Annotated in this window: 30 protein-coding genes; 15 read left to right on the top strand and 15 right to left on the bottom strand. The window is 67.0% G+C overall.

The window, feature by feature from the left end; all coding sequences use genetic code 11:
- Positions 1 to 8 precede the first annotated feature (8 nt).
- From WIX39_RS27035 to WIX39_RS27005, 7 genes are all read right to left on the bottom strand, one after another.
- A complete protein-coding gene (locus WIX39_RS27035) occupies positions 9 to 1,406 on the bottom strand; it encodes a type II and III secretion system protein family protein (RefSeq protein ID WP_106936839.1) in 1,398 nt (465 codons plus the stop codon).
- A 38-nt stretch (positions 1,407 to 1,444) separates the two neighbouring features.
- On the bottom strand, positions 1,445 to 2,452 hold the full coding sequence (gene cpaB, locus WIX39_RS27030) for a Flp pilus assembly protein CpaB (RefSeq protein ID WP_106936840.1): 1,008 nt from the start codon (positions 2,450 to 2,452) through the stop codon (positions 1,445 to 1,447).
- A gap of 81 nt (positions 2,453 to 2,533) precedes the next feature.
- The gene (locus WIX39_RS27025) at positions 2,534 to 3,037 is read right to left on the bottom strand and encodes an A24 family peptidase (protein WP_106936841.1); all 504 of its coding nucleotides are present in this window, start codon (positions 3,035 to 3,037) and stop codon (positions 2,534 to 2,536) included.
- Between the two features lie 15 nt (positions 3,038 to 3,052).
- Entirely contained in the window at positions 3,053 to 3,238 is a 186-nt protein-coding gene (locus WIX39_RS27020; RefSeq protein ID WP_106936842.1) for a Flp family type IVb pilin, read from the bottom strand.
- Positions 3,239 to 3,299: 61 nt separating this feature from the next.
- The gene (locus WIX39_RS27015; protein ID WP_106936843.1) at positions 3,300 to 3,485 is read right to left on the bottom strand and encodes a Flp family type IVb pilin; all 186 of its coding nucleotides are present in this window, start codon (positions 3,483 to 3,485) and stop codon (positions 3,300 to 3,302) included.
- A 415-nt stretch (positions 3,486 to 3,900) separates the two neighbouring features.
- Positions 3,901 to 5,400 (bottom strand): L,D-transpeptidase family protein, encoded by a 1,500-nt coding sequence (locus WIX39_RS27010; RefSeq protein WP_106936844.1) that lies wholly within the window; start codon positions 5,398 to 5,400, stop codon positions 3,901 to 3,903.
- On the bottom strand, positions 5,367 to 6,494 hold the full coding sequence (locus WIX39_RS27005; protein ID WP_106936845.1) for a nuclear transport factor 2 family protein: 1,128 nt from the start codon (positions 6,492 to 6,494) through the stop codon (positions 5,367 to 5,369). The genes WIX39_RS27010 and WIX39_RS27005 overlap by 34 nt, the downstream gene beginning before the upstream one ends.
- Before the next feature lie 139 nt (positions 6,495 to 6,633).
- Here WIX39_RS27005 and WIX39_RS27000 point away from each other — a divergent pair, with 139 nt between their 5' ends.
- The 9 genes from WIX39_RS27000 to WIX39_RS26960 all read left to right on the top strand — a co-directional run bounded on the left by WIX39_RS27000 (position 6,634) and on the right by WIX39_RS26960 (position 15,642).
- Positions 6,634 to 7,596: a LysR family transcriptional regulator gene (locus WIX39_RS27000; RefSeq protein ID WP_106936846.1), complete on the top strand. Its 963-nt coding sequence runs from the start codon at positions 6,634 to 6,636 to the stop codon at positions 7,594 to 7,596.
- Between the two features lie 120 nt (positions 7,597 to 7,716).
- On the top strand, positions 7,717 to 8,238 hold the full coding sequence (locus WIX39_RS26995; protein WP_106936847.1) for a hydroxyquinol 1,2-dioxygenase: 522 nt from the start codon (positions 7,717 to 7,719) through the stop codon (positions 8,236 to 8,238).
- A gap of 13 nt (positions 8,239 to 8,251) precedes the next feature.
- Positions 8,252 to 9,259 (top strand): hydroxyquinol 1,2-dioxygenase, encoded by a 1,008-nt coding sequence (locus WIX39_RS26990; RefSeq protein ID WP_106936848.1) that lies wholly within the window; start codon positions 8,252 to 8,254, stop codon positions 9,257 to 9,259.
- 132 nt (positions 9,260 to 9,391) lie between these two features.
- Complete coding sequence (locus tag WIX39_RS26985) at positions 9,392 to 10,855, top strand: aldehyde dehydrogenase family protein (protein WP_106937677.1); 1,464 nt, start codon at positions 9,392 to 9,394, stop codon at positions 10,853 to 10,855.
- Between the two features lie 45 nt (positions 10,856 to 10,900).
- The gene (locus WIX39_RS26980; protein WP_081269985.1) at positions 10,901 to 12,154 is read left to right on the top strand and encodes an ABC transporter substrate-binding protein; all 1,254 of its coding nucleotides are present in this window, start codon (positions 10,901 to 10,903) and stop codon (positions 12,152 to 12,154) included.
- 1 nt (position 12,155) lies between these two features.
- On the top strand, positions 12,156 to 12,875 hold the full coding sequence (locus WIX39_RS26975) for an ABC transporter ATP-binding protein (protein ID WP_081269984.1): 720 nt from the start codon (positions 12,156 to 12,158) through the stop codon (positions 12,873 to 12,875).
- Between the two features lie 145 nt (positions 12,876 to 13,020).
- The gene (locus tag WIX39_RS26970) at positions 13,021 to 13,737 is read left to right on the top strand and encodes an ABC transporter ATP-binding protein (protein ID WP_409196300.1); all 717 of its coding nucleotides are present in this window, start codon (positions 13,021 to 13,023) and stop codon (positions 13,735 to 13,737) included.
- A complete protein-coding gene (locus WIX39_RS26965; RefSeq protein WP_106936850.1) occupies positions 13,730 to 14,596 on the top strand; it encodes a branched-chain amino acid ABC transporter permease in 867 nt (288 codons plus the stop codon). The genes WIX39_RS26970 and WIX39_RS26965 overlap by 8 nt, the downstream gene beginning before the upstream one ends.
- 14 nt (positions 14,597 to 14,610) lie before the next feature.
- Positions 14,611 to 15,642, top strand: a complete 1,032-nt coding sequence (locus tag WIX39_RS26960) for a branched-chain amino acid ABC transporter permease (protein ID WP_234382337.1) — start codon at positions 14,611 to 14,613, stop codon at positions 15,640 to 15,642.
- Here the strand turns inward: WIX39_RS26960 and WIX39_RS26955 are convergent.
- A complete protein-coding gene (locus WIX39_RS26955) occupies positions 15,620 to 16,123 on the bottom strand; it encodes a hypothetical protein (protein WP_106936852.1) in 504 nt (167 codons plus the stop codon). The two genes, WIX39_RS26960 and WIX39_RS26955, sit on opposite strands and share 23 nt — an antisense overlap.
- A gap of 185 nt (positions 16,124 to 16,308) precedes the next feature.
- Here WIX39_RS26955 and WIX39_RS26950 point away from each other — a divergent pair, with 185 nt between their 5' ends.
- Complete coding sequence (locus WIX39_RS26950; RefSeq protein WP_106936853.1) at positions 16,309 to 17,313, top strand: Bug family tripartite tricarboxylate transporter substrate binding protein; 1,005 nt, start codon at positions 16,309 to 16,311, stop codon at positions 17,311 to 17,313.
- 30 nt (positions 17,314 to 17,343) lie between these two features.
- Here the strand turns inward: WIX39_RS26950 and WIX39_RS26945 are convergent, their stop codons facing one another.
- On the bottom strand, positions 17,344 to 18,135 hold the full coding sequence (locus WIX39_RS26945) for an IclR family transcriptional regulator domain-containing protein (RefSeq protein ID WP_409196299.1): 792 nt from the start codon (positions 18,133 to 18,135) through the stop codon (positions 17,344 to 17,346).
- A gap of 126 nt (positions 18,136 to 18,261) precedes the next feature.
- On the opposite strand from WIX39_RS26945, the gene WIX39_RS26940 reads away from it, so the two are divergent.
- From WIX39_RS26940 to pcaF, 3 genes are read left to right on the top strand one after another with little or no spacing between them, the layout of a single operon-like run.
- Positions 18,262 to 18,963, top strand: a complete 702-nt coding sequence (locus tag WIX39_RS26940) for a 3-oxoacid CoA-transferase subunit A (RefSeq protein ID WP_081269977.1) — start codon at positions 18,262 to 18,264, stop codon at positions 18,961 to 18,963.
- Entirely contained in the window at positions 18,960 to 19,607 is a 648-nt protein-coding gene (locus WIX39_RS26935) for a 3-oxoacid CoA-transferase subunit B (protein WP_081269976.1), read from the top strand. The genes WIX39_RS26940 and WIX39_RS26935 overlap by 4 nt, the downstream gene beginning before the upstream one ends.
- Before the next feature lie 29 nt (positions 19,608 to 19,636).
- Positions 19,637 to 20,842 (top strand): 3-oxoadipyl-CoA thiolase, encoded by a 1,206-nt coding sequence (gene pcaF / locus WIX39_RS26930; protein ID WP_081269975.1) that lies wholly within the window; start codon positions 19,637 to 19,639, stop codon positions 20,840 to 20,842.
- Between the two features lie 39 nt (positions 20,843 to 20,881).
- Here the strand turns inward: pcaF and WIX39_RS26925 are convergent, their stop codons facing one another.
- Positions 20,882 to 21,343 carry a hypothetical protein gene (locus WIX39_RS26925; protein ID WP_159053691.1) on the bottom strand — a complete coding sequence of 154 codons (462 nt, stop codon included), beginning with the start codon at positions 21,341 to 21,343 and terminating at the stop codon, positions 20,882 to 20,884.
- Positions 21,344 to 21,644: 301 nt separating this feature from the next.
- On the opposite strand from WIX39_RS26925, the gene WIX39_RS26920 reads away from it, so the two are divergent.
- Entirely contained in the window at positions 21,645 to 22,061 is a 417-nt protein-coding gene (locus tag WIX39_RS26920) for a hypothetical protein (RefSeq protein WP_081269973.1), read from the top strand.
- A 23-nt stretch (positions 22,062 to 22,084) separates the two neighbouring features.
- Here the strand turns inward: WIX39_RS26920 and WIX39_RS26915 are convergent, their stop codons facing one another.
- Complete coding sequence (locus WIX39_RS26915; RefSeq protein WP_106936855.1) at positions 22,085 to 22,594, bottom strand: DinB family protein; 510 nt, start codon at positions 22,592 to 22,594, stop codon at positions 22,085 to 22,087.
- Positions 22,595 to 22,716: 122 nt separating this feature from the next.
- Here WIX39_RS26915 and WIX39_RS26910 point away from each other — a divergent pair, with 122 nt between their 5' ends.
- A complete protein-coding gene (locus WIX39_RS26910; protein ID WP_106936856.1) occupies positions 22,717 to 23,328 on the top strand; it encodes a TetR/AcrR family transcriptional regulator in 612 nt (203 codons plus the stop codon).
- Here WIX39_RS26910 and WIX39_RS26905 read toward each other — a convergent pair.
- From WIX39_RS26905 to WIX39_RS26890, 4 genes are all read right to left on the bottom strand, one after another.
- Positions 23,319 to 23,585, bottom strand: coding sequence for a hypothetical protein (locus WIX39_RS26905; protein ID WP_081269970.1), 267 nt, complete (start codon positions 23,583 to 23,585; stop codon positions 23,319 to 23,321). The two genes, WIX39_RS26910 and WIX39_RS26905, sit on opposite strands and share 10 nt — an antisense overlap.
- Before the next feature lie 136 nt (positions 23,586 to 23,721).
- Positions 23,722 to 24,681: an ornithine cyclodeaminase family protein gene (locus WIX39_RS26900; protein ID WP_106936857.1), complete on the bottom strand. Its 960-nt coding sequence runs from the start codon at positions 24,679 to 24,681 to the stop codon at positions 23,722 to 23,724.
- The gene (locus tag WIX39_RS26895) at positions 24,678 to 25,544 is read right to left on the bottom strand and encodes an alpha/beta hydrolase (RefSeq protein WP_106936858.1); all 867 of its coding nucleotides are present in this window, start codon (positions 25,542 to 25,544) and stop codon (positions 24,678 to 24,680) included. Before WIX39_RS26895 ends, WIX39_RS26900 begins: the two co-directional genes overlap by 4 nt.
- On the bottom strand, positions 25,541 to 26,119 hold the full coding sequence (locus WIX39_RS26890; RefSeq protein WP_106936859.1) for an exonuclease: 579 nt from the start codon (positions 26,117 to 26,119) through the stop codon (positions 25,541 to 25,543). Before WIX39_RS26890 ends, WIX39_RS26895 begins: the two co-directional genes overlap by 4 nt.
- Positions 26,120 to 26,124 lie beyond the last annotated feature (5 nt).

Here is a 26,124-nt window from a genome sequence, read left to right as displayed (position 1 = left end):
CATCGTGCTCAGCGGGAGAAGCCGGGAACCGGCGTGTCGATCAAGCCGCCGAGGAAGTACGAGCGCCATACCGCGCCGTCGCGTTGCTCGGCGCTGCCGGGCAGGTACGGTGCGAGGTCGGTGCCGCGCGCAATGGGCTTCACCAGGTGCGGCGTGACCAGGATCACCAGTTCCTTCTCGCTCATCTGGTAGTTGTTCTTGCTGAAGAACGTGCCGATGATCGGCAGGTCGCCAAGCAATGGCACCTTGCTGGCGTTCGAGGAGGTGGTGCGGCTGACGAGGCCGCCGATGATGAAGCTCTCGCCGTCGCCGAGCTCCACCGTGGTGTCGGCGCGGCGCGTGGTGATGGCGGGCACGGCGATGCCGTTCAGGTTGAGTGCGTTCGTGTAGTCCAGGTCGCTGGCCTCTGGCGCGACCTTGAGCACGATGCGTTCGTTGGAAAGCACGGTCGGTGTCAGCGTGAGGCCGATGCCGAAAGGCTTGTATTCGATGCTCGTGGTGCCCAGTCCCTGCGGCACGGGAATCGGCAACTCGCCACCGGCCAGGAAGCTTGCGCTCTGGCCCGACAGCGCCACCAGCGTGGGTTCGGCAAGCACGCGGGCCATGCCGTTGCCTTCGAGGAAGCCGACGTTCAAGCCGATGCCGGCCTTGCTGAAGTTGAACAGCAGGTCGAAGGCCTGCGCCAGCGGGTTGTTGTATTCGCCGGTGATCTGGCCATTGGCGGCAAAGCTTGCAGACGAGAGGGAGGACGGCGAGAAAACGCCGAAGCTGAATCCGCTCGAATTCGGGCGGGTGCTGAAGATGTTCAGCCCCGCCTGCTTGAGCACGCTGCGGTTGAATTCCACCACCTTGACTTCGACCTGCACCGTGCTGCTGCGCACGTTCACCACCGAGCGGTCGATCAGCTCCGTCTTCTCGGGGGCGCTGGCCAGCGCCGTCTCTCGCGCGGCCTGGTGCGTGATCATGTTGTCCATGGTGCCGGTGAGCGTGGACGAACGGCGCCGCACTTCGATAGGGTAGGTGGTGGCCACGGTGCTGCCCTTCTCCCAGACCATCAGCGAGGTGCGCCCCGCGGCCTTGCCGGTCACGATCAGCCGTGCCGCTGCGGAGCTCGGTGTCTTGCGGGTGATGGTGACGTTGGCCACGGCCTCGTCGCCGATCGCCATCCGGTCGATTCCCTTGTCGAGCAGCAGCTCTTTCTGCGTACCGGCATCGAGGACGAGTGCCCGCTGCACGGGCTGCTGCATTGCGGTCTTTGCATCGGCGGCGGTGGATGCCAGCGGCCAGACGGCTTGGGTCATCGCGCACAGGGCGACCAGGGACGGGCGCAGCAGCCGCGATGAAACCTGGACGGGGCTGCTGCTTCTAGCGGCTCGGGTCGATTGCGCGCGAGGCGTGTGGTGCATGTGTTCTTCCTGGAAGGCGGTATCTGCTGGCTGTTCGATCAGTAGTTCACGGTTTCGCTGCGCTCGCCGCGAATCACTTCGACCTGGAGGCCGCCGCGCGTGCCGGTGCCGGTTGCGGCGCGCCGGTTGGCAGTGGCGGCAACAGCGCGCGCTTCGACGGCCGCGGGCTTGACGCTCGACCCCTGGCCGCCGGTGGACAGGTCGAGAGCGGTCAGGCCGGCCTGTGCGAGATCGAGTCCTTCGAGTGGCGCGCGGCGCGCCTCGCCCGCCTTGGACGACACGGGTTGCAATGCGGTGGGAAGTTCGGCGAAGAGTTTCGGGTCCGGCTGCGACATGTCATTGGGATTGCGCAGTGCCAGCATCAGCCGGCCGCTGGCGTCGCCGATGGTCAGCCGGTTCACCTCGTCCACCGGCACCGCCAGCACGGCGGTGCGTGCCATCTCGTTGCGCTGGGCCTGCTGGGCGGCCGCCTTGTCGGGCGACTTGGACGGCATGCCGTCGACGGATGCGCTGCCGAAGGCCAGCACGCGCTTGCGGGAGAGCAGCAGTCGCGCCTGGCTGCGGTCGACGTCCTTGCCGTCCGACTTGAGCGTGATGAACACGTCGACGAAGTCGCCGGGCTGGATCTTGTTGCCCGCGCCCATGATCTCGTCGGTCTTGATCGCGACCGCGCGCTCGCCTTCCGCGACGCGCAGCGCAAGGCCGGAGACGAGCTGGTTTTCCATCAGCGGGGTGCCTTCGGCGAGATCGATCACCGGCACGCGTCCGGCCGCCACGGATGCATCCTGGAACGCGCCCGCCGGGTTGATCGTCAGGCGCTCCACGCGCAGTGCATCCGCGGGAATCGCCTCGCCCGCGGGCAGTGTCTTGGCTGCCACGACGACCGGATAGACCAGCACCTCCTTGGCCTTGGTGGGGGCTGCGGCGGGGCCCGTGGCCGCCGCGACGGGAGCGGGTGCCTGGCGGCTCAGCATCCAGGCGTAGCCACCGAGTGCGATGGCCAGGAGCACGAGGAGGGCGGCGAGGATCTTGGTGAGGTTGATCATGGGCGGCGGATGAAGATTTGGGGGCAAGCGATCATGGGACTGGAGGAATGAAGGGCCTGCTGTGACAGAGGCAGATGACTGCTAACTCTGTCGCCCCCAGACCATCCAGGCCGCGGTGGCCAGCGACAGATAGGCTGCGTAGGGAACGATGCGCTTGCGCGCCGTCGTGGGCGCTGCGCCGTTGCTGGTCGCCGACGAGCGCCCCAGCAACATCAGCGACAGCCGCGGTGCCACGGGCCAGCGCTGCAGCGCGAGCCAGAGCGCGCTGTGAAGGCCTGCCAGCAGGCTGGCCACGACCCAGATCGGCAGCAAAGCCTGCAGGCCCACCCAGAGTCCGAGCGCGCCTGCGAATTTCACGTCGCCAGCTCCCATGAGGCCAACGGCGTACAGGAGCAGCAAGGCGCCGAAGCCGACGGCCGCTCCCGTGAGTGCGGTGGACCATTCGATGCCGAAGGGCTGCGTCCCGAGGGCGAGTGCGGCCAGCGCCACTGCGGCGCCGGCGAGCACGAGCCAGTTGGGAACGCGGCGTTGACGGAAGTCATAGACGGCGACGAACAGCAACCACAGCAGACACGCCAATCGCATTGCTTGTGTTGCTTCTCAGGACGCCGGCGCAGTTACCTTGCCGGCGATGTACGTGAAGAGACCTGAGAGTTTGGTGCCGAGACCATTGCTACCGCTGAGGGACGTCACGATGGCGACGGCGACGAGGCCGGCAATGATCCCGTACTCGATAGCGGTAGCGCCTTCTTCGTCGCGAAGGAAACGGGCAATTGAGTTAAGCATGATGAAGCCTTTCAGATGGATTAGGAGACTGACAGGGGAGCTTGTTGCTATGGATTCTTTGTTAAGAGGCGGGGGCAGTCACTTTGCCGGCAATATAGGTAAAGAGACCAGAAAGCTTGGGGCCGAGGCCATCGGTGCTGGAGAGGGCCGTAACAATTGCGACTGCAACCAATCCCGCAATGATTCCGTATTCAATTGCGGTCGCACCCTCCTCGTCCTTTAAAAAACGAGTAATTAGGCTATGCATGATTTACCCCTTTCAGTAAGTGTTAACAAAGGCTGATGGGGTGGATATTATACACAGTAACTCCGTGTATCAACAAGAGAAACCCACAAGACACGCACTTAGCTGTGCTAGCCAAAAGGTGTAAGCACGATGGCGGCCAGCTTTCCGCCAGCCGGGTCCCGGGGGAAGGACGATCGGCCAACCGACACTTTGAAGGTTAATTTTTCCCTCTGTAGGCCGCGTCCGACCTCCCATGAAGTGGGGAGGGGAACGTTACGGCGCCGGGAACGCGCGAAAGGGCTGCGTTACGGGTACAAACCCGTTACGCGTTACGTAGCACGGGGCCACAAAGCACGATTTGTAACGCTGAAAAAAGCCAGAAAGCGTGAGCAAAATGTCACGACTCAGCGGTCGTACCCGCGTGGTCAGCAGGGGTTCAGCCGAGGATGTCTTCGTGGAAGAGCTTCCACTCGCTGCCTTGGCGCAGCCAGTACTGGCGCCGCGAGCGCCCGCTCTTCTCGCCTTCGAACACTTCGCCGAAGGTAACCACCATCGTGTCGTCACCGTCCCGCCAGTGGAGGAACGACATGTCCTTGAGCTGCACGCGCTTGCCCTGCGCGTATTTCACTTCGTCTTCGACGGCTGAAATGCCTTCGGTGGATTTCTTGCTGATGCGCTGGAAATCGGGCAAATAGAATTTCTTCAATTGTGCTTCATTTCCATTGGCCCGCGCGTCTTTCCAGCCATTTATTGCGCTGGAAATGGATTGCGATTCTTTTTCGGCCTGCGGCTGCGAAATCCATTGCAGGCTGCGTGCGGTGACCACCGGCGTTGCGCCGATTTGCACTTTTCGCAAAAGCTGCTTCAAGTCGGGGTTGGCCATGACCACGCAGCCGTCGCTGGCCAGCGGCGCCCGTGCGAACTGCTGGGGCGGGGTGCCGTGCAGCCAGATGCCGCCGCCGGTCTTGCCGCGCCGCACGTCGTACGGATTGGGGTAGTTGATGGGCAGGGCGCCCGCGCCGTAGAAGTCCTTGAGCGACTTCGGGTCGAGGCTGCTGGTGATGTAGTACACGCCCAGCGGCGTGCGGGCATCGCCTTCGGTGGCCTTGTCGGTGCCCGACTTGCCGACCGAGATGTAGTAGTCGGCCGTGAGCTTCAGGCCCTTGTCGCTGTTCTCGAACAGGTACAGGCGCGAGCGCGAGGCATCGACCGCAATGGCGTAGCGGCTGCGCGTGGAGAGCGCCAGGAACTGCGACGGCACGGTGTTGGCCGGTGGCCGTTCGCGCAGGGCCTGCAGGCGGCGGCGCGATTCTTCGTGCAGTTCGGCCATGGCCGGGTTGCCGCGCATCCTGGCGATGCTGGCGGTGTCGGGCAGGCTGTTCGACGGCGGCACCTGGGCCGCGAGCAGGTCGCCATAGACGAGCTGCGCGAGCTGGAAGTTCGGGTAGTCGCGCACCAGGTCGCGGGCCTTGGCGAGCGCGGGACGAGCCTGGCCGCGGCCGAACATTTCGTAGACGGCGATCAGGCGGGCCTCGGCGTTGCTGGCTTCCTGGATCGGCGCGGCGGCGCGCGCCGGCCTGCGGGCGGGCTTGGCGGCGGCTGCCTTGGCTTCGGCCACCGCGGCCTTCTTGCCGCCCCTGGCTTCCTTCGCCTCCCTGGCGGAAGCGCGTGCGCCGTGCGCGGCGGGAGCGCGGTTGCTGCCCACCGCCTTGGGTTTGGACTTGGAGGCGCCGTTGCCGCTGCCGGCTTTCGCGTTGCTCTGCTTGGCCGCAGCCGACGCCTGCGCGGCACCCGGTGCCGCGAGCATCAGCGCCGAGGCTGCCATCAGCGCTGCCAGCAGGTGTCCGCTGCGCGGACGGAACGGAGGATTCTGAAGCCGGCCGCGCCGGACGATGTCTGCCACTAGCCGCCGACGCTTTCCTTGCGAATGTGCCACTGATTGCCGGAGCGCTGCATATCCAGCGTCTTGCGGCTGGAGACGTTGAGGTTGTCGGCGCGATAGATCTGGCGGAACTTGGCCGTGGCGTTGTCGCCGTCGACCTTGATGACCAGGTTCTCGATGTTCACGCTGATGCTGGACTTGCCGACGATGCGGGCGCGGCGGTCTTGTTCCCAGCTCTTGCGGCTCTGGCCGCCGCCGGGAGTGAAGTCGCTGCCGTAGGCCGCGAGGTAGCGGTCCATGTCCTGGCTGGCCCACGCCGAAGCCCAGGCGCGCACGGCCGATTCGACCTCGGCGTTGGCGGCCGGGCTTGCCGCGGGCGCGGGCGACGGTGCCGGGGCGGGCGCTGGCTCGGGCGCCTTGGGCGCGGCGGCCACCGGGGCGGGCGCCGCCGCGACCTTGGCGGGCGGCGGTGCGGCGGGTGCAGGTGCGGGAACCGGTGCAGGTGCAGCGGCCTTTGCCACGGGAGCAGGGGCAGGGGCAGGCGCCGGCACGGGCGCAGCCGACGCAACCAGCGTGCCCGGCTTGCCGCCCGCCAGCGCAGGCGTCGGCGTGAAGAGCGTGCGGATCACCGCCAGCTTGGGCTGCACGGCCGTGTTGTTCTGGTCGAGCTGCAGCGCCTTGCTGTAGGCCTGGCTGGCGAGCCGTGCATACACGTCGCCGAGGTTTTCCTGGGCGGTGGCGTAGCTGGGGTTGGTGCGGATGGCGCTTTCGAGCGCGGCGCGCGCCTTGTCGAACTGGTTCTGGCTTGCGTAGATCACGGCCAGGTTGTTGAACGGCTCGGGCAGCTCGGGTGCGTCCTGCGTGAGCTGCGTGAATGCGGCGATGGCCTCGGCGCGCTTGCCGGTGTCGAGCTGGATCACGCCCTTGAGGAAGCGCATCTGCGGATCGCGCGGCTTGTCCTTGAGGAAGGCGTCGGCCTTCGTCATGGCTTCGTCGAGCTTGCCGGCCTGCATGAGCTTGTCGACTTCTTCATGTTCGACGGCGGACAGCGCGGGCAGCGCCACGGCACAGGTCGCAGCGGCCAGGAAGAGGGCACGCACGGAGGGGGAGAAGCTGAAACGGGCGCGTGGCCGGGGGCTCTTGGGCATTGCGGACAAGACCTCGTAGGGGGTGGGTGATGCGGCAGGGATTGTAAGTGGGGCAGGTAACCCCCCGATACAGGCCTGACAGTCTTTCGATGCCTTTCAGGTTTGCCCGCAACGGGCGTCGCCGCGGTACAGTGCCGCCGTGGACCGCCTCCAAAGCATTGAAACTTTCGTTCGTGTCGCGCAGACCCAGAGCTTCGCGGAAGCGGCTCGGCAGCTGCGGGTGGCCAACTCGGTGGTGACCACGCGGGTCAAGCAGCTCGAGGAATTCCTGGGTGCGCCGCTGTTCCACCGCAGCACGCGCGTGGTGCGGCTCAGCGACATGGGCCAGGCCTTTCTGCGCGACTGCACCGAGCTGGTCGTGCGTGCCGACAACATCGTCGACCAGATGCGCGACGCGCGCGGCACGCCTTCGGGCACGCTGCGGGTGCATGCGCTGACCGGCATGGTGCTGGGCCGCTTCGCCTCGCTGCTGCGCGAGTTCCAGACCACCTACCCCGACATCCACCTCGAGCTGATCGTGAGCGACGCGGTGGCCGACCCGGTCAAGGCCGGCGTCGACTGCGCGCTGCAGATCTTTCCGGCGGCCTCGCAGGAACTGGTGTCGCGCCCGCTCTTCCCGGTGCGGCGCGTGCTCTGCGCCACGCCCTCCTACCTGGAGGCCCACGGCACGCCCGCCACCCCGCGTGAACTGCACCGCCACAAGCTGGGCCTGTATTCGGGCTATCCCACGCGCGACCGCTGGACCTTCCATCACAACGGCGAGCAGACCACCATCTACCTCGCCGCCGCGCTGCTGACCAACAGCGTGCACCTGCTGCGCGAATATGCACTGGAGCATGCCGGCATCGTCTGCCTGCCGACGCTGGTGGCGGGCGACGCCATTGCCCGCGGCGACCTGCAGGTGGTGCTGGCCGAGCACCAGCTGTCGTCGTTCTCGCTGAGCGCGGTGTACGCGGGCACCTCGCGCAATGCGCTGAAGCTGCGGCTCTTCATAGAGCACATCGCCACGCGCTTCACCCGCGTGCCGCCGTGGGACGCCACGCTGATCGAGCGCGGCCTCATTCCCGCCGAACTGATCGAGTTCAGCCGCTCCAGCGGATAGCGCACGAACAGGGGTAAACCCGGTCGATTATTCGGAGACTCCGAATAATCCTCTTCCAAACTGGTCCCTACCGGCGGCGTCGCATGGCTCCTAGAGTTCGCTCATCCAAGGAGACAAGCCATGACAGCCGCTACTTCGACCACCTACCGCACCCGCTTCGGGTCGCTCAAGCACTTCGAGAAGGGCCACGTCGAACCCATCGACGACGACGTGCGCCACTACGCGTTCTCCAACTGCTTCGAGATCGCGAGCATCAGCAAGCCCTACGAGAAAGTCGTGTTCGGCCAGAACCAGATCTACGTGCTGGAGACGCTGCGCGCCGAAGGCACCTCGCCCTGGTACACCTGCGCGCATGACGAGTTCGCGCTGGTGATGGACGGCGAGGTAGAAGTGCACCTCGTGCAGCTCGACGCCGCGCAGGCCGTGGCCGACAAGGAAAAGAACGGCGCCGTGCTCGTCGAGGGCGAGCCCAGGGGCAAGAGGATGGGCTGGATGAAGCTCTCGCGCGGCCACCAGGGCCTGCTGCCGAAGAACACCGCCTACCAGTTCCGCAGCGCCGGCGAGCCGGGCGTGATCGTCCTGCAGAGCTGCAAGGGCGATCTCTCCGTAGAAAAGTGGGCCGACATCTGCCAATCGCATTGAGAGGAACCGCAACATGAACGCACCCGCAGAACTCGCCAAGGTGATCGCGTCGCAGCCCGACGCCACGCTCGGCTACAAGGACTTTTCTCTCGGCAGCTTCAGCTTCCGCCGCGACGAATACTTCGTGCACATCGGCTGGAAGACCCGCGACGGCCGCCCGATGAGCCACACCATGGACGCCGGCAACTACCTGCGCGCGCTGATGCGCGACGTGGCCTGGGGCTTCTTCTACGGCTGGGTCAACTTCGACGACGTGTTCGGCACCGTCAACCACTACGAGTCGGTCGACCTGTACGCCGGCAGCTTCAACGGCACCATGAAGGACGCGGGCATCGACCTGCTCGAGAACTTCCCCACCGCGCAGATCCGCGCCACCTTCGAGGCCATGCTCGACGACTGGACCAACGAGAGCTTCGACCCCTTCGCCGCGCCGCAGGAAACCGGCTCGCCCTATGGCCGCAAGAACGGCAACAACACCGCCAAGATCACGAGGGCACGCGAGCTGGCCAAACGCTGCGTGGGCCTCAAGGGCGACCTCGACCTGCGCAGCGACGAGCGCGGCGCGCCGGTCAACCGCGCCTTCGCCGACGTGCCGCAGGGCCAGCCCGAGCTGCACCCCGAGCCCGGCTTCGAGAACGATGTGCACGCCTTCAACCTCTTCGGCTTCCTGAGCCGCTCGCAGGTGACGTGGAACCCGAGCTTCACCTCGGTGGTGAAGCACAGCTACATGTGCCCGACGACCGAGGAGCACATCCTGCCGATCATCCACGGCAACGACCGCGTCGAGTGGTTCTTCCAGATGACCGACGAAATCCACTGGGACTGCGGCGACAAGAACACCGGCAAGCCCATGGCACGCGTGATCATGAAGGCCGGCGACATGGCAGCCATGCCCGCGTACTGCCGGCACCAGGGCTTCAGCCCCAAGCGCTCGATGCTGCTGGTGTGGGAGAACGGTTCGCCGAGCCTGGTGTACGAGATCCAGAAGGGCGAGTCGCCCGAGATTCCCGTGCAGTTCTGATGCATTTCTCCCTCCCCCGCCGGGGGAGGGCAGGGGTGGGGGCTCTCCAGGCCCGCGCCCTCTTCGAAGAAGCCCCCACCCCAACCCTCCCCCAGCGGGGGAGGGAGAGGAACGACCATGCCTGCACCGTCCATCCGCCATCAGCTCTTCATCGACGGCCGCTTCGTCGACGCCGAATCCGGCGAGACGCTCGCCACGCTCAACCCGCACGACAACACGCCCATCGTCGATGTCGCGCTGGCCGGCAAGGCCGACGTCGACAAGGCAGTGGCCGCCGCGAAGCGCGCCTTTCCCAAATGGAGCCGCATGGCCGCGGCAGACCGGGGCCGCATCCTGCTGAAGCTCGCCGACCTCATCGAGGCCAACGCCGAGGAGCTCGCGCGCCTCGAATCGCTGGATACCGGCCACCCCATCCGCGATTCGCGCCGGCTCGACGTGCCGCGCACGGCCGCGTGCTTCCGCTACTTCGGAGGCATGGCCGACAAGTTCCAGGGCGAGACCATTCCGGTGGAAGAGGGCTTTCTCAACTACACGCTGCGCGAGCCCGTCGGCATCGTCGGCCAGGTCGTGCCGTGGAACTTTCCGCTGATGTTCACCAGCTGGAAAATGGCGCCCGCGCTCGCGGCCGGCAACTGCATCGTGATGAAGCCGGCGGAGATCACACCGCTGAGTTCGCTGCGCATCGCCGAGCTGATGGCCGAGGCCGGCCTGCCGCCCGGGGTGGTCAACATGCTGCCGGGGCTGGGCAGCGTGGCGGGCCAGTACATCGCCGAGCATCCCGAGATCGCGAAGATCGCCTTCACCGGCAGCACCGCCACCGGCCGGCGCATCGTGCAGGCCAGCGCGGGCAACCTGAAGAAGGTGCAGCTCGAACTTGGCGGCAAGGGGCCGAACATCGTCTTCGAGGACGCGAACCTGCAGGCCGCAGTCAACGGGAGCGCGTGGGCCATCTTCCACAACCAGGGGCAGGCCTGCATCGCTGGCTCGCGGCTGATGCTGCACGAGAAGATCGCCGATGCCTTCCTCGAGCAGTTCATACCGCTGGCCAGATCGATCCGCCTCGGCAACCCGCTCGACGAGAACACCGAGATGGGGCCGCTCACCAGCGCACAGCACCGCGAGCGCGTGCTGAGCTATGTGGAAGTGGCGCAGGGCGAGGGCGGCGAGCTGCTTGCCGGCGGCAAGTCGCCCGGCGGCGACCTGGCGAAGGGCTGCTACGTCGAGCCGACGGTGATGCGCGCCATGTCATACAAGGACCGCGTCGCGCAGGAAGAAGTGTTCGGGCCCTTCGTCACCGTGCTCACTTTCAAGAATGACGAAGAGGCGATGCAGATCGCCAACGGCACCGACTACGGCCTCGGCAGCGGCCTGTGGACCGGCAACCTGCAACGCGCCCACAAAGTGGCGCGCGACCTGCACGCCGGCATGGTCTGGATCAACAGCTACAAGCGCGTGAACCCCGGCTCGCCCTTCGGCGGCGTCGGCCAGAGCGGCTACGGCCGCGAGATGGGGTTCGATGCGATGCGCGAATACACGCAGGTCAAGAGCGTGTGGGTGAACGTCGACGCGCAGATACCGCCGCACTTCGCGCGCTGACCTCGCCCCTTTGCGACAACACAAACAGAAGAGACGGAGACAACCATGACATTCAATCGCAGACAGTTCACGCAGGCCACGGCCGCGCTGGTGGCCTCGGGCGCAACGCCGCTGGTGTTCGCGGCCGACACGCTGAAGATCGGCTATGTGTCGCCGCAGACCGGGCCGCTCGCGCCCTTCGGCGAGGCCGACAAGTGGGTCATCGACCAGATGAAGACCGCCTTCAAGGACGGCATCAGCGTCGGCGGCAGGAAGTACGCGGTGCAGATCGTGCTGAAGGACAGCCAGTCGAACCCCAACCGCGCGGGCGAAGTGGCGAACGACCTGATCCTGAAGGACAAGGTCGCGCTGGTGCTCACCGCCGGCACGCCTGAGACCGCCAACCCGGTGAGCGATGCGTGCGAACTCAACGAGGTGCCCTGCGTGTCCAGCGTGGTGCCGTGGCAGCCGTGGTTCTTCGGCCGCAAGGGCGACCCGGCGAAGGGCTTCAACTGGACGTACCACCTGTTCTGGGGGCTCGAAGACGTCATCGCCAATTTCACCAACGGCTGGAAGACGCTGGCCACCAACAAGAAGGTGGGCGGCCTTTTCCCGAATGACGGCGACGGCAATGCCTGGGGCGACAAGGAGCTGGGCTTTCCCAAGCCGCTCGCGCAGATGGGCTTCACGCTCACCGACCCCGGACGCTTCCAGAACGGCACGCAGGATTTCAGCGCGCAGATCGCGGCCTTCAAGAGCGCGGGCTGCGAGATCGTCACCGGCGTGGTGATTCCGCCCGATGCCAAGACCTTCCTCACGCAGGCACGGCAGCAGGGCTTCAGGCCCAAGGTCATCACGCTGGGCAAGGCGCTGCTGTTCCCCGGTGCCATCGAGGCACTCGGCGATCTGGGCGACGGCCTGTCGACCGAGGTGTGGTGGAGCCCGTCGCACCCGTTCACCTCGAGCCTCACGCAGCAGAGCGCGAAGGCGCTGGCCGATGCCTACGAGGCCGGCGTGAAGAAGCAGTGGACGCAACCCATCGGCTTCGCGCATGCGCTGTTCGAAGTGGCGGCGAATGCGCTGGGGCGCGCGAAGTCTTTGAAGGCTTCGGACGTGCGCGACGCCGTGGCCTCGACCTCGATCAACTCGGTGGTCGGCCCGGTGAAGTGGGGCGGCCAGGGGCCCTTCAAGAACGTCAGCAAGACGCCGCTGGTGCTCGGCCAGTGGGGCAAGGGCACGAAGTACAAGGTGGAGCTGACCATCGTCAACAACGAGGCGGCGACCAGCATTCCCACCGGCGGCAAGCTGCGGCTGCTCTGACATGACGCTGCTGGCACTGCATGCCGTGAGCAAGTCCTACGGCGTGCTCAAGGTCACGGACGACATCACGCTGTCGGTGGCCGAGGGCGAGACGCTGGGCATCCTCGGGCCGAACGGCGCGGGGAAGACCACGCTGTTCAACCTGATCTCGGGCGACGTGCGCGTCGATGCGGGTCGCGTGGAATACGCGGGCCGCGACGTGACGCGGCTCAAGCCGCACCAGCGCTGCCATGCGGGCATCGGGCGCAGCTACCAGGTGCCGCAGCCCTTCGGCAACATGAGCGTGTTCGAGAATCTCGTCACGGCCGCCTGCTTCGGCGGGCAGCAGGCCGAGCGCGAGGCATGGCAGACGGCGCACGAGGTGCTCTCGCAGACGGGCCTGATGGCGCATGCGAACAAGCCCGCGGGCGGGCTGACGCTGCTCGACCGCAAGCGGCTGGAGCTGGCGCGTGCGCTCGCGACGCGGCCGCGCCTGCTGCTGCTCGACGAGATCGCCGGTGGATTGACGGAGCCGGAAGCCGCCGTGCTGGTGGCGGAGCTCAAGCGCATCAAGGCGCGCGGCGTGACGATGATCTGGATCGAGCACGTGGTGCATGCGCTGCTGTCGCTGGCGGACCGGTTGTTCGTCATCAACTTCGGGCAGAAGCTGGCGGAGGGCGCGCCGCGCGCGGTGATGAACGACGCGGAAGTGCGGCGGGTGTACATGGGGATGGAAGCATGAGCGCGACACGTCTTCGAATTGCTCCTTCCCCTTCCGGGGGAAGGTCGGGATGGGGGCACGACGGCGCTGGTTTCGCCGTGGCGCCTCATCGAACGCCGCTTGCCCCCGCCCCGTCCCTCCCCCGGAAGGGGAGGGAGCAAAGACCATGACAGCCCTGCTCTCCACCCACGCCCTCAAGGCCTTCTACGGCGACGCCCAAGCCCTCTTCGGCATCGACTTCTCGCTCGTGCAGGGCGAGCTCGTCGCCATCATCGGCGCCAACGGCGCGGGCAAGTCGACCTTCCTCAAGAGCCTCACGGGCCTGGTGCGCGCGCCGCGCGAAGCCATCGAGTTCAAGGGCCGGCCCATCGGCGGCCTTCCGCCCGGCGACATCGTTCGGCAGGGCCTTGCGATGGTTCCCGAAGGCCGGGGCCTGTTCCCCAGCCTCAGCGTGGAAGAGAACCTGCTCATGGGCGCCACCGCCGCGCGCCGCGGCCCCTGGAACCTGCAGCGCCTGTATGCGCTGTTTCCCATCCTCGCCCAGAAGCGCCACCAGCCGGGCACATCGCTCTCGGGCGGGCAGCAGCAGATGGTGGCGCTGGGCCGCGCGCTCATGAGCAACCCCGAGGTGCTGCTGTGCGACGAGCTTTCGCTGGGCCTCGCGCCCATCGTCATCCGCGAGATCTACGCGGCCATGCCCACCATCACGGGCGAAGGCATGACGGTGGTCATCGTCGAGCAGGACGTGACCATGGCGCGCCAGGTCTCGCAGCGCATCTACTGCTTCCAGGAAGGCCGCGTGTCGCTCGAAGGCGATTCGGCCGACCTCACGCGCGAGCAGATCTCGCAAGCCTATTTCGGTATCGAGGCCGCACATGCTTGAAACCCTCGTCCAGGGCGTGCTGCTCGGCGGCCTCTACACGCTGTTCGCGCTCGGCCAGTCGCTCATGTTCGGCGTGATGCGGCTCACCAACACCGCGCAGGGCGACTTCATCATCCTCGGCGCGTTCGCGGTCATCGCGGGCGTGTCGCTGACGGGCGATGCGGTGGCGCCGTGGCTGGTCGCGCTCGCGGTGCTGCCGGTGGCATTCGGCTTCGGCTATGCGCTGCAGCGCTACGTGCTCAACGGCACGCTCGGCAAGGACCCGCTGCCTTCGCTGGTCGTGACCTTCGGCCTGTCGATCGTGATCCAGAACCTGCTGCTGGAGCTGTTCTCGGCCGACCCGCGCGCCATCGACACCGGCGGGCTCAGCACCCAGGGCATTGCGCTCGGCGGCGCGATGTCGGTCGGCGTGCTGCCGCTGGTCGTGCTGGCGATCGCATTGGTGGCGACGGGCGCGCTGCAATGGCTCTTCGCGCGCACGGCGCTGGGGCGGTCGTTCCGCGCCGTGTCGGACGACCGCGAGATCGCCGAACTGATGGGGCTGAACGCGAAGAAGGTCTACGCCTTTGCCACCGCCATCGCCTTCGTGCTCATCGCCGTCGCGGGCGCCTTGCAGGGCATGCGCACGACGGTGTCTCCTTCAGACGGGCCTCTGCTGCTGCTCTTCGCCTTTGAGGCGGTGATCATCGGCGGCATGGGCTCGTTCTGGGGCACGCTGGCCGGCGCGATGATCCTCGGCATCACGCAGCAGATCGGCTTCAGGCTCGACCCGGGCTGGGGCATCTGGTTCGGGCACATCGTGTTCCTGGTGGTGCTGGTGCTGCGGCCGCAGGGGCTCTTTCCAAAGACGCGCGGATGAAGCGAATGACGAACATGCCTCCCACACTCATCGCCGTGGAGCGCGCCACCGCCGCGAGCCGCGCCGCGCTGGCCGTCGGCATTGCCCTGGTGCTCGTTGCGGCCAGCCTGCCTTGGTGGGGCGAGTCGAGCTGGATGCGCGAATTCGTCGAGATTGCCTGCTACTTCATCTTCGCGATGATGTGGAACCTGCTCGCCGGCTATGGCGGCATGGTGAGCATCGGGCAGCAAGCCTTCTTCGGCTTCGGCGGCTACGTGATGCTGATGCTGGGCAACTTCGCGGGCGTCAATCCGTTCGTGGCGATACCCCTTGGGGCGCTGGCGGCGGGGCTGGTCGCCATTCCGGTGTCCTTCGTCGCGTTCCGGCTTTCGGGCGGGTACTTTGCCATCGGCACATGGGTCATCGCGGAAGTGTTCCGGCTGAGCTTCGCGAACGTGTCGGCCGTGGGCGGCGGCTCGGGCACCACGCTTACCGCGCTGCGCGGCATCGAGAAGGCCACCCGCGAAAGCACCACCTATTGGATGGCGCTGGCCTGCGTGGTCGCGGCCGTCGCGCTGGTGTACCTGTTCCTGCGCAGCAAGCGCGGCCTTGCGCTGCTGGCCATACGCGACAACGAGGTGGCGGCGGAGTCGCAGGGTATTCCGGTCGCGCGCATGAAGCTGGCGGTGTACGTGGTCGCGGCCTTCGGCGCTGGGCTCGCGGGTGCGCTGTACTTCGTGGGCAACCTGCGCATCGGCCCCGATGCGGCGTTCAGCGTCAACTGGACGGCCTTCGCCATCTTCATGGTGGTCATCGGCGGCATCGGCCGCATCGAAGGGCCGCTGGTCGGCGCGCTCATCTTCTGGGCGCTCAACAAGTTCCTGAGCGACTACGGCACCTGGTATCTGCTGGGGCTGGGGCTGCTCGCGATTCTCGTCACGCTGTTCTTCAAGCAGGGCCTGTGGGGCTACGCGCAGCAGCGCTGGGGCTGGTCGCTGTTTCCGACGCAGCGCAAGCTGTCGCCGGTGCACGCGCCGGCCGGCGTCAAGGCTTCTTCACGGTGTTGATGTAGTACTCGATCTTCGTGCGGTCCTTGTAGGGATCGTTGTCGAAGAACCTGGTCTCTTGCGAGATCCTGATCTGGTAGCCGTCGCGCACGCCCTCCAGCGAGGTCGCGCTGTCGGTGGTCACGGGCGAGAGCGTGGGCCTGTGGAAGGCGGCCACCGTCTTGAAGCCGTCGGTGCTGAACGCCTTGACGGCCGCGCTGCTCAGGCGGCCGGTGCTGTCTGCGGTCACGTCCACGTCGGTCATTGCGGTGTTCGGCGGCACCGAGAGCAGGCTGGCAAGCGGCGGCGGCAAGGTCTTGGCGCCGCTTTTTTCCTGGATGCGATAGCTCAGGCCGCCCTGCGCGTTGGGCTCGCCCTTCGCAGCGGAGGACTCTTCCATGCTGCTCACGACCCATGCGCTGATGAGCAACAGCGGCGCCGCAATGGCGCCCACGTACAGCAGAAAACGCAGGCGGTCCTTGGTGTGGAAAAACTCGATCATCGGCGTGTGCTCCCTTTGTGGCATGTGGCGGCTGTCAGGTCGACGCTGCCTTGTCCGCCCATGTTAAAGCCCTGCCTGGTGTTCGTTCAGACTTGATTAATATTTGCCCGTCATGTAACGTTGTGTAAACGAAACGTCAGTCACGTTCGTCATTCCCCGGTCTTTTCATTCTTCATGGAGTCATCTTGACGATCACCAAACGCCGCTTGCTCGAAGGCGGCGCGGCAGCCGTCGCCGCCTCGCTGCTCGCGAAGGCTTCCTGGGCACAGCAACGCAACACGGGCGGCGATGCCTGGCCGACCAAGCCGCTGCACATCCTGGTGGGCTTTCCCGCAGGCGCGTCGCCCGACCTCGCGGCCCGCGCCATCGCGGAGCCACTGTCGAAGATCCTGCGCCAGCCGGTGACGGTCGAGAACAAGCCGGGCGCAAGCGGCAACACCGTCGCCGACCAGGTGGCCAAGGCCACCGACGACCACACCATCGGCGCGCTGATCAACGGCAACCTCACCATCGCCAAGCTGCTCAACCCGTCGCTGCCCTTCGACCCCGAGAAAGACTTCGCCCCGGTCGGCCTGATCGGCACCGCGCCGCTGGTGCTGGCCGTGTCGGGCAGCGCCACGGGCAAGACGGCGGCCGAGCAACTGCTGTGGGTGCGCAATCTCGGCGGCAGCGGCAAGTACGGCACGCCGGGCGTGGGCACCGTGGGCCACCTGGGCATGGAACTCATCAAGAGCCGCGCCGCCATCACCGCGCAGCACAAGCCCTACACCGGCAACCCGCAGGTCATCGCGGGGCTGCTGGCCAACGAGATCCAGCTGGCGCTGCTGCCGCCCGGCCTTGCCATGCCGCACATCAAGTCGGGAAAGATCAAGGCCATCGGCGTGACCTCGCCCGAGCGCAGCCCGCTGGCGAGCGAGCTGCCCACCATCCGCGACGCCGACGTGCGCGGCGCCGACCTCGAGATCTGGACCGCGCTCGCCGCGCCCGCCGGCATGAAGCCCGCCGCCGTGGCAAGGCTCAATGCCGCGCTGGTCGAAGTGATCAGTTCGCCCGAGGTGAGCCAGGCGCTGCTCAAGACCGGCTGGCAGGCGCAGCCCGGCTCTCCCGACACGCTGGCCAAGCGCATGCGCGCCGACACCACGCGCCTGGGCGGCGTGATCCTGATGAAGGGCATCCGCTCGGACGCCTGAGCGTGCGCAACGGCGGCCGCGGGTGTGCGCTCAGAGCAGCTGCGACACCCGCTTCGCCGCATCCACCAGCGCAGGCAGCATGGTCTCCTGCATCACCTTCGCGCTGGTGCGGTTCGCCTGCCCGCTGATGTTGAGCGCGGCCACCATGCGCCCCTGCCGGTCGACGATGGGCGCGGCCACCGAAATCAGGCCTTCCTCAAGCTCCTGGTTCACCAGGCACCACTGCTGCTTGCGCGCCTGCGCCACCTTGGCCATGAGCGCATCGATGTCGGTCAGCGTGTGCTTGGTCAGCGTCTGGATGTCGGAGGCTTCGAGGCGCGTGCGCACTTCGTCGTCATCGAGGTCCGCCAGCAACAGCCGGCCCAGCGACGTGCAGTAGGCCGGCAGTCGGGAGCCCACGCCCAGGTTGATGTGCATGATCTTCTTCGTCGGCACGCGCAGCACGTAGACGATGTCGGTCGCGTCCAGCACGGCGGCCGAGCACGACTCCTGCACCTGCTGCACCAGTGCTTCCATCACCGGCTCCGCGCGGTTCCAGATCGGCATCGACGAGAGGTACGCGAAGCCCAGGTCGAGGATGCGCGGCGTGAGCGTGAACAGCTTGCCGTCGGTCACCACGTAGCCCAGCGTCTGCAGCGTGAGCAGGATGCGCCGCGCGCCCGCGCGCGTGAGGCCGCTGCCGGCGGCCACCTCGCTCAGCGTCTGGTGCGGCGCGTTCGCGCTGAACGAACGGATGACCTGCAGGCCGCGTGCGAAAGACTGCACGTAGCTGTCGCCGGGCGCGGGTGCGGGTGCGGTGGGTTGTGTCGCGTGGGTTGCCATGCTGAGCGATCCTCTCTAGAATTCATTATACGAACAAATGTTCTTTAGACGAACAAATTGTCGGTTCGCAGAATCGGGCGGATCGCGGTTCGGTTTCTTCTTTCCTCTCACCCGGAGACAAGCTTCATGATCAACAAGATCGCGCGCTCGGTCGCCGATGCCCTGTCGGGCATCCAGGACGGCGCCACGGTTCTCATCGGCGGCTTCGGCACCGCCGGCATCCCCGGCGAACTCATCGACGGCCTCGTCGAGCAGGGCGCCAAGGACCTCACGGTCGTCAACAACAACGCGGGCAACGGCGAGACCGGCCTCGCGGCGCTGCTCAAGACGGGCCGCGTGCGCAAGATCATCTGCAGCTTCCCTCGCCAGGCCGACAGCCAGGTGTTCGACGGGCTCTACCGCAGCGGCAAGATCGAACTCGAGCTCGTGCCCCAGGGCAACCTCGCCGAGCGCATCCGCGCCGCGGGCGCGGGCATCGGCGCCTTCTTCTGCCCCACGGGCTACGGCACGCAACTGGCCGGCAACCGCGAGACCCGCGAGATCGACGGCAAGCAGTACGTGCTCGAGTACCCCATCCACGGCGACGTGGCGCTCATCAAGGCCGAGCGCGGCGACCGCTGGGGCAACCTGGTCTATCGCAAGGCGGCGCGCAACTTCGGCCCGGTCATGGCCATGGCCGCGAAGAAGACCATCGCCACCGTGCACGACATCGCCGAGCTCGGCACCCTAGACCCCGAGACCATCGTGACCCCGGGCATCTTCGTGCACCAGGTGGTGCGCATCGAACGCGTGGCGACCCAGGCCGGCGGTTTCAAGAAGGCAGCATGACCATGACTTACACACGTCGCACCAAGGACCAGCTCGCCGCCCGCGTGGCGCAGGACATCTTCGACGGCGCCGTCGTCAACCTCGGCATCGGCCAGCCCACGCTGGTGGCCAACCACCTGCCCAAGGGCCGCGAGGTCATCCTGCAGAGCGAGAACGGCATCCTCGGCATGGGCCCCGCGCCCGAGGCCGGCGAAGAAGACTACGACCTGATCAACGCCGGCAAGCAGCCCGTCACGCTGCTGCCGGGCGGCGCCTTCTTCCACCATGCCGACAGCTTCGCGATGATGCGCGGCGGCCACCTCGACATCTGCGTGCTCGGCGCGTTCCAGGTGTCGGCCACCGGCGACCTCGCCAACTGGCACACCGGCGAGAAAGACGCCATTCCCGCCGTCGGCGGCGCCATGGACCTGGCCATTGGCGCCAAGCAGACGTGGGTCATGATGGACCTGCTGACCAAGCAGGGCGCGAGCAAGCTGGTGAAGGAATGCACCTATCCGCTGACCGGCATCGCCTGCGTCAAGCGCGTGTATTCCGATCTCGCCACGCTCGAGTGCACGCCGCAAGGCCTGAAGCTCATCGACCTGGTCGACGGCCTGAGCCGCGAAGAACTCGAGAAGCTCGTCGGCCTTCCGATCGCCGCCTGATCCCTTTCAAGCCATTACAGAGACACACCATGACCAACCAAGCCTTCATCTGCGACGCCGTTCGCACCCCCTTCGGCCGCTACGGCGGCTCGCTCAGCAGCGTGCGCGCCGACGACCTGGGCGCCGTGCCCCTGCGCGCACTGATGGAACGCAACAAGAACGTCGACTGGCAGGCGGTGAGCGACGTGCTCTACGGATGCGCCAACCAGGCCGGCGAAGACAACCGCAACGTCGCGCGCATGTCGGCGCTGCTGGCGGGCCTGCCGCTCGAACTCGGCGGCGCGACCATCAACCGCCTGTGCGGTTCGGGCCTCGATGCCGTGGGCACGGCCGCACGCGCCATCCGCGCCGGTGAAGCCGGCCTGATGATCGCCGGCGGCGTGGAAAGCATGAGCCGCGCTCCCTTCGTCATGCCCAAGGCCGAAAGCGCCTTCAGCCGCAACAACGCGGTGTACGACACCACCATCGGCTGGCGCTTCGTCAACAAGCTCATGAAGGCGCAGTACGGCGTCGACTCGATGCCCGAGACGGCAGAAAACGTGGCCACCGACTACAAGATCGAGCGCGAGGCGCAAGACCTGATGGCGCTGAACTCGCAGTTGCGCGCAGTGGCTTCGCAGAAGTCGGGCTTCTTCGACGCTGAAATCGTGCCCGTGACCGTGCCGCAGAAGAAGGGCGACGCCATCATCGTCAGCAAGGACGAGCATCCGCGCGAGACCAGCCTCGAGTCGCTCGCCAAGCTCAAGGGCGTGGTGCGTCCTGACGGCACCGTGACCGCCGGCAATGCCAGCGGCGTGAACGACGGCGCCTGCGCGCTGCTGCTGGCCGACGAAGCCAGCGCCGCCAAGCACGGCCTCACGCCGCGCGCCCGGGTGGTCGGCATGGCCACTGCCGGCGTCGCGCCGCGCGTGATGGGCATCGGCCCCGCGCCCGCCACGCAGAAGGTGCTGGCGCTCACGGGCCTCACGCTCGACCAGATCGACGTCATCGAACTGAACGAAGCCTTCGCAGCCCAAGGCCTCGCCGTGCTGCGCCTGCTGGGCCTGAAGGACGACGACGCCCGCGTCAACATCAACGGCGGCGCCATCGCGCTGGGCCACCCGCTGGGCGCCAGCGGCGCCCGCCTGGCCACCACGGCGGTGAACCAGCTGCACAAGGGCGGCGGCCGCTATGCGCTGTGCACGATGTGCATCGGCGTGGGCCAGGGCATCGCGGTGATTCTCGAGCGCGTCTGACGCCGCATCCATTGCGGCGCTCGCTGGGCCGCCTTGGCCTCAGATGAGCGTCGCACTCACGCCGCGCGCCACGGCGGGGGCGATGCCGGCGTAGAAGAAGCCCAGGTCGTCCTCGGGGCCGTTGACGGCGCGCCCGCGCACCTTGCTCATCGCGCAGACGCCGACCTGGGCGTCGTCCTTGCCGATGACCAGAACGAAGGGGTTGTCCTCGTCGCCCCGCAGGTAGCGCCCGCCGAACTCGCGGCGCGCGACCTCGAAGACGTAAGCCGACGCGAGAAAGTGAAGGTCGTCCGGCAAGGGCGCCTGCTGCCTGAAGAAGTCGTCAAGCACGCGGTCGACCAGCGACAGCGAGGACGCCGTGTAGTCCAGCCGCGAGCCGTCGATGGGCGCGCCGGGCCGCGAGAACGCGTCGACGAAGTCCTCGGCCTGCGAGGCCATGCCTTCCTCGATCGTCTCGGGCATGGCCGGCTTCTTTTTCTTCAGCAGGTCGAACAATCCCATGGTTGCGGTTTTCCTTCGTCGAAAGATGGATGGATGGATGGATGGATGAATGGATGCGATGCGCTCGGAATCTGCTCACTGTGTCAGAACCCGCAGTCCGCGCGCAAGCAGGAATTCGAAGTACACCGGCGCAGCTAACAGAAGTTCGCGCAGGTTGCAGCGCTCGCCAAAGAGCTACTCCGGGCCTCGGGGCCGTCATGGACATGCCTTGTGCCGTCAATAGTCTTGCTCAGGGTTTTCCCGCATCGAAGCGGCAAGACCCCATCCAGACAGACAGACAACCCACAGAAAAGACGGAACCATGAAGACCACTCACCTCGCCATCGCCGCCGCACTCACCGTGCTGGCCGTCGCCTCCGCCAACGCCCAGCAACGCACCCGCGAAGCCGTCGAGGCAGAGGCAGTTGCCGCGGCCCACGCCAAGGACCAGAACGTCACGCGCGGTTCGCGCGGCGCCGATCCGTTCAAGTCCGTGGCCGATCCTGAAGCTGTCTACAAGCAGGCCGTCGACACGGCCCATGCGCCCAACCAGAACGTGACCCGCGGTTCGCGCGGTCCCGATCCCTTCACCTCGAGCCGCGACCCGGCCCAGGTCTACCAGGAAGCCATGGCCACCGCGGCAGCGCCCGACCAGAACGTGACCGGCGGCTCGCGCGTCAACAGCAAGGTGATCTCCACCATGGAGAACCCGGTGCTGAAGGCCGCGCAAAGCAAGTAAGCAAGGCAAGCGCGCCGGGCTTTTCAAGCGCGCATGCGGCGCGCGGGCTCGGCCCGATGCAGGAAGCCGGTGAACGTGTCGGGAGGCGACGAGCCCATGAGCCGCCACATGATCCGGCCGAGCTCGCCCCGGTGGTAGCCGGCATGGGTCACGACGTGGCCCAGCATCTCTTCGCGCGACATGCGCCCGGCGGCGCCGTCGGTGAAGTCGAAGTCGATGCTCTCGGCAAGCTCCTGCGCACTCAGGCGCGCCGTGTAGGCGACATACCAGCGGTCCGTTTCCCTCACTGCCTCTGCCAGTTCCCGCAGCGGCGGCGCGGTGTCCGACCCTGTGGCGGCGCAGCCGTGGTCCAGGCGCTGCAGGTTCGCCACGAAGATGCGATCGACGATGCATGCGTGGTTGAAGACGCGGACTGCGGCTTCGTATTCGGCCTGCGGCGCCTTTTCGGCCAGTGCGGCCAGGCCCTCCAGCAGCCCTTCGTCCGCCCATGACTTGTAGCGGAACAAGGAATTCAAAAGCGTCTGCGTGGTCATCGCGGTTCCCTTGGATAAAAACGGCACACTTCGCAGCCATCGGCCGACGGCGGGTGCGGGCGGTCTTATTCTTGAGTGGAGCCTCGAACTTGGGTACTCGCATTCCTTCGCAGCACAGGAGCATGCGCAAAGCACCGCGGCAACAGCGTTCGCGCGCCACGGTCGACGTCATCATCGAAGCCGCCGCTCGCGTTCTGGGCCGCAGGGGGTGGGCGCGATTCACGACGAATGAGATCGCGGCGGTCGCGGGCGTCAGCGTGGGTTCGCTGTACCAGTACTTTCCGAACAAGCTGGCCATCGCCGAGGCGATCCGCCAGCGCCACCTCGACGAGGTGCTCCGGGTGTTGTCCGCCGCGGATGAGCAGGACGGAACCCTTTCGCTCGATCAGCGGGTTGCCCGGTTCGTCGATGGCGTCATCGCCACCCATTCCATCGACCAGGCGCTGCATCACGTGCTGGTCGACGAGGTGCCGCTTGGCGCCCGTTCGAGCTACGTGGCGTTCGAGGCTGAGTACCAGCGGCGCTATCGGGCGCTGGTGGCCGCCGCCGACGGCCGTGCTGGCGAAGACGGCGAAGGGCAAGCCATGGCCGCGCGGATGCTCTCGTCGGCGGTAGAGGGCGTCGTCCACTCGGCGGCGGGCCGCCATGAACTCGGCGCGGCGTCATTCAGGACCGAATTGGTCCGGCGCATCCTTGCGTACCTGCGCGACCGGGGCGCGGAGTCTCAGGCGTAGGCCTTGGCCGAGCGCAGTTGCAGCATCGCCAGCATCCGCGCTTCTTCCGCATCGCGCAGGCTCTTGGCTGCGCGGGCAGCGGCATAAGACACATACATCGTTTCGATGGCCTTGCCCCAGGCTTGGGGCGTCTGGTGCACCGTGTCGGCGGGAAGGCTTGCCGCGTACGCCCCTGGCGCGACGGGCTCCATCGGACAAGCCGGCACGTCGTACCCCGCCTTGCGCAGGATGTTTGCTTTGTGGTTTGTGCTGAGCATGCGCGGGGCCTCCTCCGTGGTTGGTGCGAAGAAGATACCGGCACGCCTGCAGGGCCGCCATTAGCTGCTTGACGTATGCGGATGTAGGAAAAAGCCCTCTGGGAGCGATTTCTCGGCTCCAACTAAGCCGTAAGCGTTAGGCCGGCGATGCCGCGGCATGCCACACCAGCGTGGCGGCGGTCAGGTCTTCGAGCGCGCTGCCCACGGCCTTGAAGACCGTGCGCTCCTCGTCGCTCGACCGGCCCGCCCGCTCCCCACGGCACAGCTCGGCCAGTGTGCCCTGGATGTCTTGCGCACGCAGCGTGCCCGCCGCCATCGCGTCGAGCAGGTCGCCGGATTTCTGCAGCGCTTCCGGGGTGTCGACGAAGGTGCGCGCACCGGCGAAGCAGTGCTCGTCGGTCTCGCGCATCGCGGGCGTGAAGCTGCCGATCAGGTCCAGGTGCGACCCCGGCGCAAGCCAGTCGCCGCGAACCAGCGGTGCGGTGGCCAGCGTGGCGCAGCTCACGATGTCGGCGTGCCCGCGCACGGCGGCCTCGAGGTCGGTGGCGGCTCGCGCATTCCAGCCTTCGGCGCGCCATTGCGCCGCCAGCGCCTCGGCGCCTTCGGGCCGGTGGTTCCAGACCCATACCTCGTCGATGGGCCGCACGCTTGCATGGGCGGCAGGCAGCATTCGCGCGATGCGGCCGGTGCCCAGCACCAGCAGCCGGCGTGCGTCCTTTCGCGCGAGGAACGACGCACCCAGCGCGGACGCGGCGGCCGTGCGGCGCGCGGTGATCTCGTTGCCGTCCATCATCGCCAGCGGCACACCGGTGCGCGCGTCGTACAGCACGTAGGTCGCGTGCAGGCCGGGCAGGCCGTGCGCACCGTTGCCTGGGAAGATGTTGATCGTCTTTATGCCCAGGAAGCCCGTGTCGCTCCACGCCGGCATGATGAGCACCGTGCCCTTGCAGGCGGCGCGGTCCGCGCCGGCGGTCTCGATGGTGTGCACATGGCGCGGCGGCACCTGCGCCTCGGCCGCGAACGCCGAGCGCAGCGCGGGCACCAGCCGCTCGAAAGCCAGCGGCGCGCGGGTGGCGGTTTCGTCGAAATGCTTCATTGCTGCAGCGGCTGCATGGACGATTCGAAGAAGGCCGTCAGCGCCTTGCGGTAGGCGTTGCCGAAGCGCAGCGTCGTCATCGGCTCGAGATGTCCGGCGCCTTGCACCTCGATCAGCCGCTTGGGCTCGCGCGCGTCGGCCAGCAGCCGCTTCGAATGCTCCACGGGAATCACCTGGTCGGCCGTGCCGTGAATGAACAGCAGCGGAATCGGCGACACAGCCGCCACGTACTTCGACGCCGCATAGTCGTCGCTCACCAGCAGGCCGGCGCCCTTGAACTTGTCGTTGGCAATCGAGGAATACGAATAGAAGGTCGACTCGATGGCCGCCGCCTTCACGCCCGCGCGGTTGCCCGAGCCCACCACCGCGATCGCATTGGTGCCGCCCAGGCTCTGCCCGAAGACGAACAGCCGCTCCGGGTCGACGTCCTGGCGCGAGCGCACGTAGTTCAGCGCGGCGTTGGAATCTTCGAACACGCCCTTGGGCTCCGGTTTGCCCTCGGACTGGCCGTAGCCCCGGTAGTCGAAGACGAGCACGTTGTAGTCCTGCTTGGGCAGCCAGGCCACGAAGCGCCAATGCGTGCTCATGTTCTGCGCATTGCCGTGGAAATGCACCACCGTGCCCTTGGCCTCCTTCGGGTTCTTGCGGTCGGCCGCGGGCAGGAACCAGCCGCTCAGCCGCGTGCCGTCGGCGCTGGTGAACTGCACGGGCTCGTAGCGCATGCCCAGCACGTCTGGCGTCTCGTAGCGCACGTTGTCGGGGTAATAGAACATCGACTGCACGCAACCTGCCAGCAGCAGAGGCAGCGCGCACAGCGCGAGTTTTCCGCACCATCGGCGGATCGGGCCGGTGCCGATGGTCATGGCTTTTCTGCGCCCTTGGCGGCCGCGCGGTTCTCCGCGAGCATGTTGCAGAAGAGGGCGCCTTGCTCGATCGCGTCGTCGAGCGCCACATGCGTGTGCGGCATCCCGGGGTCGAACCAGCGGCGCGGCATCGCGCGCTTGGTGCTGTCGCGGTAGTCGAGCTGGAGCATCGCCATCGCGAACGACTTCACGTCGAGCGCCGAGTGGCTGAAAGGGCTCTCGCCCGCGAAGCGCATCAAATACCAGTAGACGAACAGGAAGTCGAAGCCCGCGGGGTACGCGACGAACACGGGCCGCGCGGGCAGGCCCTTGAGCCAGCTCACGTAGTTCTTCATGGCGTGGGCGGGGTCCTGCAGGTCGGTGCGGCAGGCGGCCCATGCCTCAGGTTGGGTCTTCCACCAGGCGGCGGTCTTCGGGTCGGCTTCGGCGCCGGGCAGCGTGTGCAGGTTGGCGCTGAAGGTGGAAAGCAGTTGCTTGTCGGCCGTGTAGGCGGCCGAGCCGAAGCTGAGCATCGAATGCGGGCCCGGGATGGGGCCGTCGGATTCGACGTCTGTGCTTATGTAGATTTCTGGCATGGGTG

This window comes from Variovorax sp. AB1(2024), assembly GCF_037482385.2.
Classification (GTDB): Bacteria; Pseudomonadota; Gammaproteobacteria; order Burkholderiales; family Burkholderiaceae_C; genus Variovorax.
This window is presented reverse-complemented; position numbering and strand designations above follow the sequence as displayed.